Below are 17160 nucleotides of genomic sequence, written 5' to 3' on the forward strand. Positions count from 1 at the left end.
CTAACTTCTTGATACAGCGCCACTTTTCCAGAAGGACCGGACCGTATGGAAGACGGCTCTGCCAGCCCGAGGCGGGCTCCGCAGTTGGGGCTTGACGCCTGGAACCGATTGGAATTCCTTCTCCCTCCGCGGCGTCCTCCAGATCGCGGCGCCCTGCGCCGCTCACGCTAGGGATCGTCGGACCGAGCAGGATGACCGGTGGACCCACGAGCAATGTCAGTCTTGCACGAATCGACCGTTGGCTTATGTGACCCTCACGGCCAGCAGCGCCCGGCCGGTGGTTCAGGTTCGTTTCGAGCGCGCTCGAGGTCGGCGCTCCGGCGCGTCACCCGACCTCGCGAGCATAACACACGTGAACTCGCCAATGATGTTCACGCCGAGCCCGTCTCCGATAGGACGCGAGCTCGCCAATGAGGACAGTGATGAACTTGCGAATGCTAACGTTTCCGGTCGCATCGTCGTGGTTTGCGCTCACGGTGATCGCCTGCGCGCCCAGCAACCAGGGCAGCCAGGTCGGCTCGCCCGCTCAGGCGAGCGCCGTCGATCAGGCCAGCAGCGCCGCTCCTGCCGGCGCCGCGAGCCAGACCGGCGCGGCTCAGGCGCCCCCGCCGGCGGAGCCCGCGCCCCAGGCGCCCCCGCTTCGGCCTGCGACCAAAGGAGCGTACTTCACGGGCGAGTATCGCAACCTGTTCGCGGAGCTGGGACACAAGCCGGACGAGATCGACGCCAAGATCACGAAGGCCTACACCCAGCTGTTTCACGGCGATCCCAAGGAAGAAGCCGTCATGTTCGCGGCGGGGAAGAACGCGAACGGCCCCAAGGCGTACATCATGGACATCGGCAACAACGACGTCCGCTCCGAGGGGATGTCGTACGGCATGATGATCGCCGTTCAGGTCGATCGGAAAGACGACTTCGACGCCCTGTGGAACTGGGCCAAGTCTCACATGTATCACGCGGATCAGCGTCACCCCGGCTTCGGCTATTTCTCCTGGCAGATGCGCCCGGACGGCACGGCCATCGACGAGAACCCCGCGCCCGACGCGGAGGAGTATTTCGCGACGGCGCTCTTCTTCGCGTCTCACCGCTGGGGGAACGGCAAGGGGATCTATGACTACCGGAAGGAGGCCTTGGGCCTGCTCGACGCGATGAAGAACCGCAAGGCCATCGCGGGCGCGGTCAACGCGAACAAGCGCAAGACCACGTTGCACTCGCTCTTCAATACCGAGCACAAGATGGTGCGGTTCACGCCGGACGCGGACAACTTCTCGAAGAACGGCGACCACACCGACCCCTCGTATCACCTGCCTGCGTTCTACGAGCTCTGGGCGGCCTGGGGCCCCGAGGCGGATCGCGCGTTCTGGGCCGACGCGGCCAAGGTGAGCCGCGACTTCTTCGTCAAGACGACGCATCCGAAGACCGGGCTCGCTCCGGATTACGCCAACTTCGATGGCACCCCCAAGGCTGCCTCCTGGGACGCGGGGACCGCCAACTTCCGTTACGACGCGTTCCGCACCGCGATGAACTGGGCGGTGGACGCGGCATGGTGGGCGAAGGATCCGCGGGAGACCGAGCTGAGCGACCGGCTCCTCGCGTTCTTCGAGGCGCAGGGCCCCGAGTACAAGGCCAACTTCACCCTCGACGGTAAGCCCATCGTCGACCACGGATCGCTCGGGCTCGTGGCGATGAACGGCGTTGCGGCGCTGGCTGCCACCCAGCCGCGAGCGTGGCGTTTCGTCAAAGAGGTGTATTCACGCGAGCCGCCGACCGGCAAGTGGCGGTACTACGACGGCATGCTGTACACGATGTCCCTGCTGCACTTGAGCGGGAAATTCCGCGTCATCATGCCGCAAGCGCAGCCCGCGGCGCCCGCCGCTGCGGCTGCCGCTGGTACTGGTAAGCGCTAACTCGGCAGTCCGGGGAGAGGGGCGCGCGGCGCCCCTACCGGGCGGGCGCGATCTCGGTGAACAGCCGCTCGTGGGCCGCGAGCATCGCCTCGAGGCTGAAGCGCGCGTCGAACGCCTGCGCGTTGCGCGCGCCCATCGCGGCGGCGGCCGCCGGATCGGACAGCAGCGCGAGGAGCCGATCCGCGAGCGCCCGGGGCTCCTCGGGGGCGACGAGGTAGCCGCCCGCGCCGTCCTCGATCGACTCCGGCACGCCGCCGACGCGGGTTGCGACGATCGGCTTTCCGGCGGCCATGGCCTCGAGGACCGCGAGCGGGAGCCCCTCCCAGCGGGACGAGAGGACATAGGCGTCGAGGCTCGCCATCACGTCGGGCACGTCGCTGCGCAGCCCGAGGAAGTGCACGCGCTCCCGCGCCGCCATGCCGGCGCGCCGGGCCTCGAGGTCGGCCCGGGCCGGCCCGTCGCCGGCGATCACCACGTGCACGCGCGGGTCGCGGCCCAGGACCTCGCCCGCGGCGTCGAGCAGGACGTCGATGCCCTTCTGGCGCGACAGCACCGCGACCGTGCCGAGCACGCGCGCGTCCTCGGGCAACCGCAGCTCGGCGCGGAGGCGCTCGCGGCGGCCGGCGCGGACGCGCGCGCCGTCGATGCCGTTGCGGATCACGTGGACGGGCCGCCGGACGCCGAGATCGCGCCGGAGCTTGGTCGCCAGATCGCCGGAGACCGCGATGATCGCGTCGGCGAGCCGCACATAATACCTGAACTTGCGCAGCGAGCGGGGGCTCGCGCTGTTGATCTCGTTGTGCTCCGAGTAGACGACCCGGGGCCGCGGCAGGAGCAGGCGCGACGAGACGCCGCCGAAGATGAGCGGGGCGAAGTTGTGGACGTGGAGGACGTCCGCCCGCACGTCGCGCAGGAAGCCGCGGATCGCGAGGGGCAGCTCGGGATCGACGCGGGCGAAGCCGAGGTTGAGCCGCGGGCGCCGCCGCAGGACGAGCCTTCGCGCGGGCGGGAGATCGACCTGATCGAAGAGCTTGCCGGGGGCGTCCAGGCAGATGAGCGACGGGTCGAAGCGGGCGCGATCGAGGCCGTTCAGGAGGCTGACGGCGACCTTCTCGAGGCCCCCGACGTCGAGGTTGATGACCACCGTACACACGCTGATCTTCCGCATGGGGCCCGCCTCCCGCGCTCGTACCACGGCGCCCCGGCGCCGGGTAAACCAGGTGCGGCGCGCGCGGCGATCGTGTAGAGCGAAGGCTCTGCGGCGGCTCCGGCTCCTTCACCTGATGCCCTGTCGCTTCTGGGGCGGCCCGGAGCGGCAGACCGTCCAAGCGGCGAGGATCCTGCGCGATCGCGGCGCGTGCGAGGTCTCGTTCGCCGTGATTCCGCACCGGGAGGCGAAGGTCGCGGACAACCCGCTCGTCGTGGGGGCGCGCGCGGAGGGGTTCGAGGCCGAGCCGCTCGCGCTGGCGCGGGGCTACGACCTGCTCGAGGGGGCGCGGCGGCTCCGCGCGATCGCGGCGCGGCTCCGGCCCGACGTGGTGTGCACGGTGGGGTACAAGGCGGACCTCCTGGCGCTCGGGCTGCGCGGGCGCGGCGCGCCGCGGGTGCTGGCCGTGGCGCGCGGGTGGACGGGCGAGGACCTGAAGGTGCGGCTCTTCGAGTGGGCCGATCGCCGGACCCTGCGTTGGCACGACGGGGTCGTGGTCGTGTCCGAGGCGCAGCGCGCGGCGGTGCGGGCGTGCGGGGTGAGCGAGGCGCGGATCTTCCACGTGCCGAACGCGATCGACCTCGATCGGATGCCGCCGCCGGTCCCTCGCGCGCGGCTGCTCGCGGAGCTCGGGCTCGACGTGTCGGCCCGGCTCGTCGGCGCGGTGGGGCGGCTCAGCCCCGAGAAGGGTCAGCGCTCGCTCGTGGAGGCGTTCGCGGCGGTGGCGCGCGCGGACCCGCGGGCCGCGCTCGTGCTGGTCGGGGACGGGCCGGACGAGGCCACGGTGCGGGCGGAGGTGGCGGCGCGGGGGCTCGGCGACCGCGCGCGGCTGCTCGGCCTGCGCCGGGACGGCGCGCAGCTCATCGGGGCGCTCGACGTGCTGGCGCTGCCGTCGCGCACCGAGGGGCTGCCGAACGTGGTGCTGGAGGCGTTCGCCTACGGGACGCCGGTCGTCGCGAGCGCGGTCGGCGGCGTGCCGGAGCTCGTGCTGGACGGCGAGACGGGGTGGCTCGTCCCGCCCGGGCGGCCGGACGCGCTGGCGCGGGCGCTGCTCGAAGCGCTGGCGCGGCCGGAGGAGGCGGGGGCGCGGGCGACGCGCGCCCGGGCGCGGCTCCTGTCGCGGTTCACGGCGGAGCGGCAGGCCGACGCGTGGCTCGAGGCCTTCGCCGCGGTGACCGGCGCCGCGGCGACCGGCGCCGCCGCGGGGGCCTGATCGGCGCGGGCGGCGGGCAACGCGCCTCCCGCGGAGCGCCGCAGATCTGCCGGGCGGATCGGGTCAATAGGCCGGCGCGGCGAGGCCCGCGGGCGCGGGCGCGGGCGCTTCCGGGGCGCCGCGGCGCTGCTGGTGCAGCTGCTGGTAGATGCTCGCGAGCGTGTCGCCCACCACGCTCCAGTCGTACCTGCTCTGGACGAGCGCCCGGCCGGCCGCGCAAAGGCGCGCCCTGAGCGCCGGATCGGCGTCGAGCTCGAGGAGCGCGCCGCCGATCGCCTCGGGGCTTCGGGTGATGAGCGCGTGCTCGCGGTCGCGCAGCGTGAGCCCCTCCGCGCCGAGCTCGGTGGAGACGACGGGCACGCCGGCCGCGAGCGCCTCCAGGATCTTCAGCCGCGACCCGCCCCCGATGCGCAGCGGCACCACGGACGCGAGCGCGTCTGCGTAGTAGGGCCGCACGTCGGGCACGGTCCCGGTCACCTCCACGCCGGGCAGCGCGCCGAGCGCGCGCACCTCCGGCCCGGGGTTCCTGCCGACCACGGTGAGGCGCCACTCGGGCCGCGCGGCGCGGATGGCGGGCCAGAGATCGCGCGCGAAGGCGACGATGGCCTGCGCGTTCGGGCGGTAATCCATCGAGCCGACGAAGACGACGCGGCGGCGCGGCCCGGACGCAGCGCCGCCCGCGCCTGCGAAGGCGTCCACGTGGACGCCGTTGTCGACGGCGAAGGCGCGCAGGCCGGGGCGGAGCGCGAGGAGCTTCTGGCGATCCCGCTCGCTGACCGTGAGGTGCGCGTCGAACTGCTCCAGCACCTTGCGCTCGAACCCGGCGAGCTGCGACGCCAGCGCGAACGCCGCCAGCCCGCGGAGGCGATCGGGCGCGTTCTTGCTGTAGCGAGAGAGCACCTCCGACTCGATGTTGTGCCAGTCGCAGAGGAGCAGCGGCCGATTGCGCGCTGCGCGCAGCAAGGGCAGATACCCGGCGAGGTGGACGCTCTCGACCTGCACGGCGTCGAACTGGCCTTCGTCGAGGACGCGCGCGAGCTCCTGGCGCATGGCGCTCGTCGTGTAATTGAGGACGACGAGCGGCAGCGGCCCCACGGCGCCGCGCAGGATCTTGCCCAGGGAGTTCGGCTTCTCCTGCGTGAGCGTGAGCACCTGATCGGTGATCTGCGCGATATCGTTCATCGGATGCGGGGCGGGGCCGGCCGCGCCCATCCGCGCCCGCCCGTTCCGGACGGCGCCGTCGTCGGCGAAGCTCAGGTACGTCACCCGCGCGAACCGCGAGAGCTGCCGGACAAAGTGCCAGTTGCGCAGCTTGGCCCCGGTGTCGAGCGGCCAGCAGGCGCGAGGCGCAAAATAGAGAATACGCATCTGTCGCATCGAGGACATAGACACCTCCAGCTCGCGCGGACGTGCAGGCAGGTTGCACCGATGCCTCACGCGTCGCGCGGCACGTTCAGGGCGATGAGCGCTCCGAGCCTCCGGCGCCGGCTCGGTGATGGGATTGCATGGCCGACGCCCGAAGAGCGGCGACCATGACCTGGAAAGGTAACATGGCTCTTCGGCGCAATGTAAAGAAATCGGTGCGAGGCGGCGCGCGTGAGCGTGCGTGGGCGCCCCGGCGGACGCAGGTGGCAGGCGCATCGCGGGAGGCGCGCGCGGGCGGGGCGCGCTGCTTTTATCGATTTCGTGAACGCTTCCGGCGCGATGCGCTCGTCGAGCCAATGCGGGCAATCGCTGGGCGAGCCAGCCTTTCCTTCGGGGCTGGAATCGCCCGGACTTCCATCTCCAGCCCGCGGTGCATCGCCCGGAATCTACCCAGCCGTCGGCGCCGGCAGGGGGCCGCCCTTCCAGGGAGGAACGACCGCGATAACGCACAAGAATGATATGCCTGGACCATGCACGAGCCCAGCGTGAGCCAGGTGGTCGCCGAGCTGCTCGCCCTCGGCGTGAGGCAGGGTGGCGTCCTCCTCGTTCACACGTCGTTCAGGGCCGTGCGTCCGGTCGAGGGCGGCCCGCTCGGGCTGATCCGCGCCCTGCGCGCCGCGCTCGGGGACGACGGCACGCTCGTCATGCCGACGATGACCGACGGACAGAGCGTGTTCGATCCCCGGTCCACGCCGACCAGCGGCATGGGGATCACCGCCGAGACGTTCTGGAGGCAGCCCGGCGTGCTGCGCAGCGGCCACCCTGGCGGCTCCTTCGCCGCCGCCGGCCGCTTCGCCGAGCGCATCTGCGCGCCGCAGCCGCTGTCGCCCCCGCACGGGCCGGACAGCCCCCCGGGCCGCGTCCACGAGCTCGGAGGCCAGGTGCTGCTGCTCGGCGTCACGCACGCCGAGAACACGACGCTCCACGTCGCGGAGGCCATCGCGCGAGTTCCCTATGCGGTCGCGCACCCGTGCGTGATCGAGGTCGACGGCGTGGCCGGGACCGCGATGATCCACGAGACGGATCATTGCTGCCGGCGCTTCGGGCTCGCCGATGGCTGGTTGCGCGAACGCGGGCTACAGCGGGATGGGAGGGTGGCTAGCGCCCACGCGCGACTGTGTGCTTCACGCGATCTCGTCGCCGTGGCGGTCGAGCACCTCGCGAAAAGCCCGCTCGTGTTCCTCTGCCCGCCCGACGAGGGCTGCGACGAGTGCGACGCGGCGCGCGCCAGCGTGCCGGCCGATGGGGCCCTCGGAGAGCATGCATGATGGCCGGCCGGCTCCGGCGCGGCGCTGGGGCACTCGCCAGCGCCGCGATCCCGGTGGATAGCTTTAGTTAGCCTTACTAACTATTCGGCCGGCTTCGACGCGGCGCTGGGGCACTCGCCAGCGCCGCGATCCCGGTGGATAGCTTTAGTTAGTCTTACTAACTATTGCGGTGACGATACGCTGACCACCACGCTGCGGCTCGCGCACCCCAGGCCAAGCGGCGGCTCGCGCACCCCAGGCCAAGGGCGGCTCGCGCACCCCAGGCCAAGCGGCGGCTCGCGCACCCCGGGTGCGGCGCTGGCATGCGTATCGGAAGAACGCGCCGGTCCGCCGCCGCGACTTCGTCTACAGGCCGCGACTTCGTCTACAAATCGAGCGCCAGCGTCAGGCGCATGGCAGGCCCTCTCCACACGAACGCGGTCGTCCGCGCCGGAGGCACTCCTGCTCCGGCGCTCCGCCGGCGAACGTCAGCTCGTCCGAGGCGACGAGCAGCAGCTCGGCGCCCGAGCGCTCGAGCAACGCGCACAGATCGCGCCCCGGATCGCGCTGCGCCGAGTTGTCCTCGACGACCTCCTCGCTGTAAACGAAGCGCGATCCGCGGAACGCGTCCCGGATCACCGAGGTGACCGCCCTGGAGCTCGTGATCGCGTGGACCCGCAGCGCGCCGTCCGAGAGCCCGCCGGCGATGTCGGCGGCCGTGGGGCTCGGCGCGTACGTCGACAGCCGCGTGTAGAAGACGCAGCCCGCCGGCGCGAGGCAGACCGCGGCGGCTGCGCAGGCGCGGAGGAGGCGGCCCAGCCGGCCGGGAAGAGGCATCGCGGCCTCTCTACGGCCCGGCGCTCGCAGCGACAAGCCAGCTCGCGCGGCGGAGGGGCTGCGGGCGTCGACCTCCGCCGGGTCTCAGTCGGACGCCAGCTCGCGCGGGCGGCGGGCGACCAGCGCGTGCCCCTCCAGGACCTCGCGCACGGTGCCGTCCGCGTCGGCGTGCTTCGCGATCGCCCTGCGGACCTCGACGGCCAGGTCCTCCTCGCGCGATCCCGGCCGGCCGTGCCAGGTCGCCGCGAACGACAGGGCGCGGTCGACGAAGCGCTCCACGGGGTCGGCCGCGGCGCCACCGCGCCCGATCCCGCGGAGCCACGGCGCACGGCAGGCGCGCCCTGGACGGCGGCCCGGGAACGGAGTAGATCAAATATCGGAACTGGATTCCGAATAATGGAACGATCTGGGACGGTCGACAAGGCGGTGCGCGCTCTCGAGGCGCTGCGCGAGGGCGGCGGCAGCGCCTCGCTGGCGGAGCTCGCGGCGCGCCTCGGCATGCCCAAGGCGACGCTGCACCGGCTGCTCGCGTCGCTCGCCGCGCACGCGCTGGTCGAGCAGGACGGGGAGGGGCGCTACCGGCTCGGCGTCGGCCTCATCCGCCTCGGGCTCGGGGCGCAGGGGCTCGACCCCGTCGCGCGCGTGGCCAAGCCCGAGCTCGAGCGGGCGGCGCGCGCCTTCGGCGAGACGTTCTTCCTCGTCGCCGCCCGCGCGGGGCGTCTCGTCGTGCTCGACAAGGCGGAGGGCACGGGGCTCCTGCGCGCGGCCCCGCCGGTCGGGGCCGAGGTCCCAGTCGACGTCACCGCGAGCGGGCGGCTCTACGTCGCGCACGCGCCGGAGCTCGTGGGCGCGCAGGGCGCGGGCCCCGCCACCGAGCGCGCCGCCCAGCGCGCGGCGAAGCGCGGCTACGACGTCAACGAAGGCGAGTGGATCGACGGGCTGACCGTCATCGCGGCCCCGGTGCTCGCGCGCGGTGGCCTGCACGGCTGCATCGCCTGCGCCGCCGCCGCCCAGAGCCTGCGCGGCGATCGACGCGACGCCGCGGTGCAGCACACGCGCGACGCCGCCGAGCGCGTCGCGCGCGCTCTCGAGGGAGACAGCAGGAGGTGAACGTCATGAAGACATGGATCGATGGGCGAATCGTCGACGCGAAGGACGCGACCGTGAACGTGACCGATCACGGGCTGCTCTACGGCGACGGCATCTTCGAGGGCATCCGCGTCGCGGCGGGGCGGCTCTTCCGGATCGACCGCCACCTCGCGCGGCTCGAGGCCGGCGCGAAGGCGCTCGGCATCGCGCTGCCGCGCCCGCTCGAGGGGCTCCGCGCGATCGTCGAGGAGACCGCGCGCGCCCACGCCGCGCGCGAGGCCTACGTGCGCCTCGTCGTGACGCGCGGCGTGGGCCCGCTCGGCGTCGACCCGACCACCTGCGAGCGGCCGGGGCTGTTCTGCATCGTGGGGTCGATCCGCCTCTTCGACGACGAGCAGCGGCGGCGCGGCCTCGAGCTCATCACGTCGAGCTACCGCCGGCCGAACGCGGACGCGCTCGACATGCGGATCAAGAGCCTGAACTACCTCGGCTCCGCCCTCGCCAAGCTCGAGGCCAGGCAGCGCGGCGCCGACGACGCGCTGCTCCTGAACGCGCGCGGCCACGTGGCCGAGGCCTCCGTGGCCAACGTGTTCGCGCTCCGCGGCGACGTGCTCGCGACGCCGCCCGCCACCGACGGCTGCCTCGAGGGCATCAACCGCGCGGCCGTGATGGAGCTCGCGCGCACCATCGGCCTCACCGTGGTGGAGCGCTCGCTCGGGCGGCTCGACTTCTTCGCCGCCGACGAGGCGTTCCTGACCGGCACCGGCGCCGGCGTGATCGCGATGCGGAGCCTCGACGGGCGCACGATCGGCCGCGGCGAGCGGGGCCCCGTCACCGCCCGGCTGACCGCGCTGCACCGGCAGCTCGCCGAGCGCGAGGGCGTCGAGCTCATCGCCGCGCCCGGCGGCACTACCTGAACGGCCGAGCAGATGGAAGAGGAGAATGACTTAACCGGTTCATGGCGCCGACTCTCCGCCTCGCCGGCCCGCATCCGGGCGACGGGGCCGCGCCGGGCGCGGCGCCTGCGGCAGGTGCGGCACGTCGAACGAGGGCGCGTCAGCTGTCGCGGGCGATCTCCGCGAAGATCCCGCGCAGCCAGATGTGCGCCGGGTCCTTCGCCTGCCGCTCGTGCCACACCTGATCCAGCGAGAACCCGCCGAGCTCCACGGGCGGCTTCATGATGCGCAGCGCCTCCATCTCGGCGAACACGCGCGCGATGCGTGTCGGCACGGTCAGCACGAGATCCGTCTGCGCGACGATGTGGGCCGCCACGAGGAAGTGGGGGATCTGCAGCGCCACGCGGCGCGAGAGCCCCCGCTCGGCCAGGACCTCGTCCACCCGGCCGCCGCCATCGCCGCGCGGGCTGATGAGCGCGTGCGGCAAGCTCGTGTAGGTCTTGAGGGTGAGCTTGCTGCCCACCACCGGATGATTCTTCCTCACCACGCACATGTAGTGCTCCTCGATGAGCCTTTGCCGATAGAACCCCGCGGGCACGGTGGGGAGCAGGCCGATGGCCAGGTCGACCTTTCCGGTCTCCATGGAGCTCCACATCTCGCTGTCGTAGGGGCGCGCGATGAGATCGACGAACGGCGCGTCGGTGAAGAGCTTTTGCACGAGCCGGGGCAGCAGGATGAGCTCCACATAATCGACCGTGGCGACCGCGAACGAGCGGCGCGCCGTCGCGGGATCGAAGCGGGGGCGGCGCGCGACGGTCACCTCGATCTGGGCGAGGGCCTCGCGGATGGGGCCGATGAGCTCCTGCGCGCGCGGCGTCGGGATCATCCCCCGCGGCGTGCGCACCAGGATGGGGTCGTCGATCAACGTGCGCAGGCGCCCGAGGGCGTGGCTCATGGCCGACTGGCTCAGCCCGACGCGCGCCGCCGCGCGCGTGACGCTCCCCTCCGCCAGGAGGGCGTCGAAGACGACGAGCAGGTTCAGGTCGATCGAGGCAAGATGCACGGGATGCATGTGGCCCATGCTACTAATGAGTTGGAGGGGCGCCACCGGCCGGTCTAGACGTTCTCCGTTGGACCGGGACGGTCGCAGACCCCGCCGAGGGAGCGGTGCGAGGGACGCCGCCGGTCGTCACGCCCATGTCTCGCTTCGATCCCCCGAGCACGCCCGCGGAGCCCGGCTTCCGGCCCCTCCTCACGCCCGATTCGCCCGTGATCGCAACCCTGTTGCAGATCGAGCCGCCGGCGCGTACCGTCTCGGGGTCCTCTGTGGTAGGTCATGATGAAGTCGGAATCGTGCTGCGAGCGCCGGTGAAGGTTGATGTGCCTGGCCTGGTCCGCTAAGTAGTCGCCCCCTAAGACCGCCCCTGCGCCGGCCCCGCGCGGCTCACCTGACCGCGGGGCACGCTAGAGTGCCCTTGTCGCACGGGAGCGGATCAGGGGTCTCCGGTACGCCTCGAGGGCGGCATGGAGGACCGAGAGAGGCCATCTCGTCCACGGCTGAGCCTGCACGGCCGGCCGGGTCGCGCCGACGGCCGACGCCCGCCGAGCCGGTTTCCACCGCGTTTCCCCGGTGCTGCACGCCGAGCGCGCGCAGCCCCCATGAGCGTCGCGTTTCGGCAGCTGTACGGAACAACGGTCACAGGAAGAGAGAGCGCTATGCCAAGTTCGAATTGGGGTTCCTCGTTCGTCGCTCCGCTCGTCGCCGTCACCCTCCTCGCCTCGTGCGCCCCTTCCGCGCCGGAGGGCGAGCGTCACGCCGCCGTGTCGAGCGCGCTCAACGCCGAGGACAGGCTCGCTGCTTGCGAACAGGATCCTCGCGTGATCGCCGGGCTCGTCACCAGGGAAATTTGCGCAGGCGCTGACATCTTCTTTCGCGAAACTTTCGAGGGCAATGGCCGGACATGCGGATCCTGTCATCCTGTCGAAAACAACTTCACGATTGACATTCCCTTCATCGACGCTCTCCTCGACATCAACCCTTTTGATCCGCTGTTCGTCTACGAGCAGGAGCCCGAGCTGACCGACCTCGAGATCTACGAGCTGAAGACGCTCGGCCTGATCCGCGAGAACATCGACGGCTTCGACGATCTCGACGGCAAGTACGTGATGCGCGGGGTCCCGCACACGCTCTCGCTGGCGACGACCATCGCGCCGGACCCGGCGCAGGAGGGGGAGGGCATGCCGCTCCAACGCACGGGCTGGTCGGGCGACGGCGCCCCGGGCAGCGGGTCGCTGCGCGACTTCCTCACCGGAGCGGTCACGCAGCACCTGCCGAAGGATCTCAACCGTGAGCCGGGGGTCTCGTTCCGGCTCCCCACCGAGCAGGAGCTCGATCTCGCGCTGGCCTACCAGCTGAGCCTGGGGCGGATGAACGAGCTCAACCTGGAGCGGGTGAAGCTCACCGACCCCGAGGCGAACGAGGGGCGGCTCGCGTTCCTGGATCCGCAGCGAGGCCGCTGCAACGTGTGCCACTCGAACGCCGGGGCGAACCACCTCGACACGGGGCGGAACCGCAACCTGGACACGGGGACCCGGAGGGTGCCGGCGACCGGCAACTCCCCGGGGGCGTTCGACGGCGGGTTCGGGGGCGCCGGGCTCCCGGCGCCCAACATCGACGTCCTCGGCCGCAAGATCCTCGACGGGTACGGCGACGGCACGTTCAACACTCCCCCGCTCATCGAGGCCGTGGACACGCCGCCGTTCTTCCACTCGAACGCCTTCGGGAACGACATCGAGCACGCGGTCTCCTTCTACACCATGCCGGAGTTCAAGGAGTCGCCGGCCGGCCGGGAGCTGGAGGCGCGGTTCGGCACCCCGATCCAGTTCCCCAGCTCCGACATCCCCAAGATGGGGCGCCTGCTCCGCGTCCTGAGCGCCGCGTTCAACCTCGACCTCGCGAAGCAGCGCCTGCAGGCCGCGCGGGTGCTCGCGCGCCAGTTCCACGACACCCGCGACGACGTCCAGAAGCGCCTGATGGAGCTGGCCGAGGTCGAGATCGACGACGCGCTGCAGGTCCTCACCGTCGCCGGCACGCCGCTGCACAGCGTCTCGCACTACCGCCTCCAGCAGGCGAAGACCGAGATCGCCGCGGCCCTCTCGGCGGCGGGCTGGTCGGCGCGCGAGAGCCGGACCTCGGTCGCGCTCCTGCGCGTCCAGAACGCGCGCGATCAGTTCGGCACGAACATCACCTTCCAGCTCGGCCAGGGCAACCTCATGTACTAGCGGCGCCCCGACGAGGAGACGACGACCGCCAAGGCCGCCAAGAGGCGAGCCCTCTCGGACATCCTGGCGTCCACGGCAGCCTTGCGGTCCTCCCACGTGCGTCGCTGCACAAGCGCCACCGACCCGCGCGCGCAAGCCGCTGGCCAACGCCGCGCGAGCCGGTAGGGTACGGGCCCCGGCGTGGCCGGTCTGCCAGGTGCCCTGATCCGATGTCGTCCGGCTCACGTTCTGATCGCGGCGCGCTCCCCGCGCTCGAAGCGGCGCGCTCCCGCGGCGGGCGCTCGCTCCTCCTGCGGCTCCTCGGGCTGAGCTGGGCGTACCGGGGGCGGGTCGCGCGCGTGCTCGGCTACCAGATCGTCCTGCTCTCGCTGGGGCTCGCGGGGCTCGGCCTGACCGGGCTCGCCATCGACATCCTCCGCCACCGGCTCGATCCGTCGATCCGCGCGCCCGTGCCGCCGCTCGGCCTCGGCCGGCTTGTCGACGTGGAGCGGGAGCCCATGGCCGCGGTCCTCTCGATCGGCGGCGCCATCCTTGCCATGGCGGCCGCCCGCGCGGTGCTCAACTACGGGTACGCGCTCTCGGTGGGCCACCTCGTCCACATGGAGATCGTCCCGGATCTCCGCGCGCGGGTGTACGACAAGCTCCAGCGGCTGAGCTTCCGGTTCTTCGACGTCAACACGAGCGGCTCGCTCATCAACCGCGTCACCGGCGACGTGCAGCTCGTGCGCTCGTTCGTGGACGGCGTGCTGCTGCAGAGCGTCATCATGGTCCTGTCGCTCGCCGTGTACGTCGCGTACATGCTGCGCACGCACGCCCTGCTGACGGTCGTGTGCCTCGCGCCGACGCCGCTGCTCTGGATCGCGAGCACGCTCTTCGCCCGCTGGGTGCGGCCCGCCTACCTGCAGAACCGCGAGCTCGTCGACCGCATGGTCCTGAGCTTCAGCGAGGGGCTGCAGGGGATCCAGGTCATCAAGGGGCTCGGGCGAGAGCGCGAGGCCCACCGCCGCTTCGACGAGCGGAACCGCGAGGTGCGCGAGCAGCAGCAGGGCACGTTCCGGAAGGTGAGCGTGCTCAGCCCGACCATCGACCTGCTCGGGCAGCTGAGCCTCGTCCTCCTGCTCGGAATGGGCGGGCTGCTCGTCACGCGCGACCGGATCACGCTCGGGCAGCTCGTGGTGTTCGCCGGCATCCTGCAGCAGTTCTCCGGGCAGATCGCGAGCATGGCGACGATCGTCAACACCGCGCAGCAGAGCTTCATCGGCGCGCGGCGCGTCTTCGAGGTGCTCGACACCCCCGTCGAGATCACGAGCCCCGAGGCGCCCGAGCGCCCCGCCCACGCGGAGGGGCGCCTCGTCTTCGAGCGCGTCACGTTCGGGTACGACCCGGCGAGGCCCGTGCTGCACGAGGTCGACCTCGACGTCGCGCCCGGGCAGTTCGTCGCCGTGATCGGCTCGACCGGCGCGGGCAAGAGCACGCTGCTCAGCCTGATCCCGCGCTTCTACGACCCGACCTCCGGGCGGGTCCTGCTCGACGGCGTCGACCTCCGGCGGCACGACCTCGACCTGATCCGCCGGCGCATGGGGGTCGTCTTCCAGGACAACTTCCTCTTCAGCAACACGGTGGCGGCCAACATCGCGTTCGGCGCCCCGCACGCGACGCGGGAGCAGATCGAGCGCGCCGCGGTCATCGCCCGCGCTCACGAGTTCATCCGGGAGCTGCCCGAGGGCTACGACACCGAGCTCGGCGAGTCGGCGGTCAACCTCTCGGGCGGCCAGCGGCAGCGGCTCGCCATCGCGCGCGCCGTGCTGCTCGACCCGCCGCTGCTCCTGCTCGACGACCCGACGGCCGCGGTGGACGCGCGCACCGAGCGCGAGATCCTCGACGCGATCCTCAGCGCGACCCGGGGGCGGACGACGATCATGGCCACGCACCGGGCCCACCTGCTCCGCCGCGCGGACCAGGTGATCGTGCTCGACCGGGGCCGCGTCGTCGAGCGCGGGACCCACGAGGAGCTGCTCCGGGGGCGCGGCCACTACGCGAGCGCGCTCTCGCTGCACGACGCGCACGCCGCCGCCGCGCGCGCGGACGAGAGCCCGTCGCCGCCTTCGTGGCGCGGCGCGCGCCCCGCGGCGCAGGGCCCGGCCGAGGAGCCGGCGTGAGCGCGCCGCGCCGCGCCACGAAGGCGGCGGCGGGGCCGGCGCGCGCCGCGGCCGACCCGGCGCCGATCGACGTGCGCCTCGGCCTCTCGCGCGCCGCGATCGAGGACGAGCGGGACCACGCCCACGGCAGGCTCGATCTCGGGCTCGTGCGGCGCGTGTTCGCGTTCACACGCCCGTACGCGAGGAAGCGCAACGCGCTCTTCGCGCTCGTCGTGGTGCGGTCGATCCAGCTCCCGCTCCTCACCTGGGCGGTCGGCGCGATCATCAGCGGCCCGGTGGCCCGGCGCGACGCGCGCGCCACGGTGCTCTCCGTCCTCGGCTTCGGGGCGTTCGCGCTGCTCACGGCGGTGGTCTTCCACTACCGCTCGCGCCTTGCGCTCGAGCTCGGGGAGGCGGTGGTGTTCGACATGCGCGATCGGCTGGAAAGCCACCTTTTGCGCATGCCGATGAGCTTCTTCGTGAAGACGAAGGTGGGGCGCCTCATCGGCCGCATGACCTCCGACATCGACGCGATCCGGGTGGCGGTGCAGGACGTCGTGTTCGTGAGCACGGTGCAGCTCGGCACGATGGCGGTGGCGATGGCGCTGATGGCCCGCGCGCACTGGCCGCTCTTCCTCGTGGTGGCGGCGATGGTCCCCATCTTCTGGGGGCTGATCGTCTATTTCCACAAGCGCCTCGGGGCCGCGCACCAGCGCGCGCAGGAGAGCTTCACCCGGGTCACCGCGACGCTCGCCGAGTCGGTCACGGGGGTGCGCGTGACGCAGGGCTTCGTGCGGCAGGACATCAACGGAGGGCTCTTCCGGGCGCTGATCTTCGATCACTCGCGCTACAACATGGATGCGGCGCGCCACTCGGCCGCCTTCCTGCCGCTCCTCGAGTTCAACGGGCAGCTGTTCCTGGCCGTGCTCGTGGTCGTCGGCGGTTATCAGGCGCTGCACGGGGCGATCGAGCTCAGCGTGCTCGTGGAGTTCTTCTTCCTCGCGAACCTCCTGTTCAACCCGATCCCGGTCCTGGGCAACCAGTACAACCAGGCCCTGACGGCGATGGCGGGCGCCGAGCGGCTCCTCCGCGTGCTCGACGCCGAGCCTGACTGGCCCGACGAGGGCGGCCTCCCGGCGCTGCCGCCCGCGCGCGGCCGGGTCGTCTTCCAGGGGGTGAGCTTCGCGTACGACCCGGGCAAGCCGGTGCTCCACGCGGTCGATCTCGTCGCCGAGCCCGGCCAGATGATCGCGCTGGTCGGGCACACGGGCAGCGGCAAGACCTCGATCCTGAACCTGCTGGCGAAGCTGTACCTGCCGACGGCGGGGTCGATCACCGTCGACGGGCACGATCTGGCGGCGACCTCGTCGGCGTCGCTGCGCGCGCAGCTCGGGCTGGTCTTGCAGAGCAACTTCCTCTTCAGCGGCACGGTGCTCGACAACGTGCGCATGGGGAACCCGGCGGCGACCGACGCCGAGATCCGCGACGCGGCGCGGGATCTGGACGTGCTCGACCTCCTGGACGCGCTGCCGGAGGGCCTCCGCACCGAGGTGGGCGAGCGGGGGACGGGGCTGTCGCTGGGGCAGCGGCAGATCGTGTGCTTCCTGCGAGCGATGGTCGCGCGTCCGCGCATCGTGCTGCTCGATGAGGCGACGAGCTCGGTGGACGCGCTGACCGAGGCCCGGCTGCAGGCGGCGCTCGGGCGGCTCCTGCGCGGGCGGACGAGCTTCGTGGTGGCGCACCGGCTGAGCACGATCCGGCACGCGGATCGGGTCGTCGTGCTCGACCACGGGCGGGTCGTGGAGCAGGGGACGCACGCGGAGCTGCTCGCCCGAGGTGGGGTGTTCGCGGCGCTCCACCGCGAGGGGACGGGCCCCTGAGGGGTGGTCTAGAGATGCAAGCGATGTCGCTCCGACGTG

General features: G+C 72.1%; 13 protein-coding genes. 8 read left to right on the top strand and 5 right to left on the bottom strand.

The features are described from left to right. Positions 1-422: 422 nt before the first annotated feature. On the top strand, positions 423-1907 hold the full coding sequence (locus tag NQZ70_RS01895; RefSeq protein WP_237244922.1) for a glycosyl hydrolase family 8: 1485 nt from the start codon (positions 423-425) through the stop codon (positions 1905-1907). 34 nt (positions 1908-1941) lie between these two features. Here NQZ70_RS01895 and NQZ70_RS01900 read toward each other — a convergent pair whose 3' ends face one another. Continuing rightward, positions 1942-3075: a glycosyltransferase gene (locus NQZ70_RS01900; protein ID WP_129572694.1), complete on the bottom strand. Its 1134-nt coding sequence runs from the start codon at positions 3073-3075 to the stop codon at positions 1942-1944. Positions 3076-3190: 115 nt separating this feature from the next. Between NQZ70_RS01900 and NQZ70_RS01905 the strand changes: the two genes are divergently transcribed. Further along, complete coding sequence (locus tag NQZ70_RS01905) at positions 3191-4327, top strand: glycosyltransferase (protein ID WP_165373752.1); 1137 nt, start codon at positions 3191-3193, stop codon at positions 4325-4327. A gap of 63 nt (positions 4328-4390) precedes the next feature. Here the strand turns inward: NQZ70_RS01905 and NQZ70_RS01910 are convergent, their stop codons facing one another. Continuing rightward, positions 4391-5713, bottom strand: coding sequence for a glycosyltransferase family 4 protein (locus NQZ70_RS01910; RefSeq protein WP_129572696.1), 1323 nt, complete (start codon positions 5711-5713; stop codon positions 4391-4393). A 509-nt stretch (positions 5714-6222) separates the two neighbouring features. Here NQZ70_RS01910 and NQZ70_RS01915 point away from each other — a divergent pair. Further along, the gene (locus NQZ70_RS01915; RefSeq protein ID WP_129572697.1) at positions 6223-7020 is read left to right on the top strand and encodes an AAC(3) family N-acetyltransferase; all 798 of its coding nucleotides are present in this window, start codon (positions 6223-6225) and stop codon (positions 7018-7020) included. Between the two features lie 384 nt (positions 7021-7404). Here the strand turns inward: NQZ70_RS01915 and NQZ70_RS01920 are convergent, their stop codons facing one another. Next, on the bottom strand, positions 7405-7836 hold the full coding sequence (locus NQZ70_RS01920; protein WP_129572698.1) for a hypothetical protein: 432 nt from the start codon (positions 7834-7836) through the stop codon (positions 7405-7407). 84 nt (positions 7837-7920) lie between these two features. After that, positions 7921-8115, bottom strand: coding sequence for a hypothetical protein (locus NQZ70_RS01925; RefSeq protein WP_129572699.1), 195 nt, complete (start codon positions 8113-8115; stop codon positions 7921-7923). 117 nt (positions 8116-8232) lie between these two features. Between NQZ70_RS01925 and NQZ70_RS01930 the strand changes: the two genes are divergently transcribed. Next, positions 8233-8946 carry an IclR family transcriptional regulator gene (locus NQZ70_RS01930; protein WP_129572700.1) on the top strand — a complete coding sequence of 238 codons (714 nt, stop codon included), beginning with the start codon at positions 8233-8235 and terminating at the stop codon, positions 8944-8946. A 5-nt stretch (positions 8947-8951) separates the two neighbouring features. Then, the gene (ilvE, locus tag NQZ70_RS01935) at positions 8952-9842 is read left to right on the top strand and encodes a branched-chain-amino-acid transaminase (RefSeq protein WP_129572701.1); all 891 of its coding nucleotides are present in this window, start codon (positions 8952-8954) and stop codon (positions 9840-9842) included. A gap of 139 nt (positions 9843-9981) precedes the next feature. On the opposite strand, the gene NQZ70_RS01940 is transcribed toward ilvE, so the two are convergent. Beyond that, positions 9982-10893: a LysR family transcriptional regulator gene (locus NQZ70_RS01940; RefSeq protein WP_237244923.1), complete on the bottom strand. Its 912-nt coding sequence runs from the start codon at positions 10891-10893 to the stop codon at positions 9982-9984. Between the two features lie 644 nt (positions 10894-11537). Here NQZ70_RS01940 and NQZ70_RS01945 point away from each other — a divergent pair. From NQZ70_RS01945 to NQZ70_RS01955, 3 genes are all read left to right on the top strand, one after another. Next, positions 11538-13103 (top strand): hypothetical protein, encoded by a 1566-nt coding sequence (locus tag NQZ70_RS01945; protein ID WP_129572703.1) that lies wholly within the window; start codon positions 11538-11540, stop codon positions 13101-13103. 209 nt (positions 13104-13312) lie between these two features. Beyond that, the gene (locus NQZ70_RS01950; RefSeq protein WP_129572704.1) at positions 13313-15262 is read left to right on the top strand and encodes an ABC transporter ATP-binding protein; all 1950 of its coding nucleotides are present in this window, start codon (positions 13313-13315) and stop codon (positions 15260-15262) included. Continuing rightward, positions 15259-17121, top strand: a complete 1863-nt coding sequence (locus NQZ70_RS01955) for an ABC transporter ATP-binding protein (RefSeq protein WP_129572705.1) — start codon at positions 15259-15261, stop codon at positions 17119-17121. Before NQZ70_RS01950 ends, NQZ70_RS01955 begins: the two co-directional genes overlap by 4 nt. Positions 17122-17160: the final 39 nt, after the last annotated feature.

The organism is Sorangium sp. So ce836 (genome assembly GCF_028553905.1).
Taxonomy (GTDB): Bacteria; Myxococcota_A; Polyangia; order Polyangiales; family Polyangiaceae; genus Sorangium; species Sorangium cellulosum_D.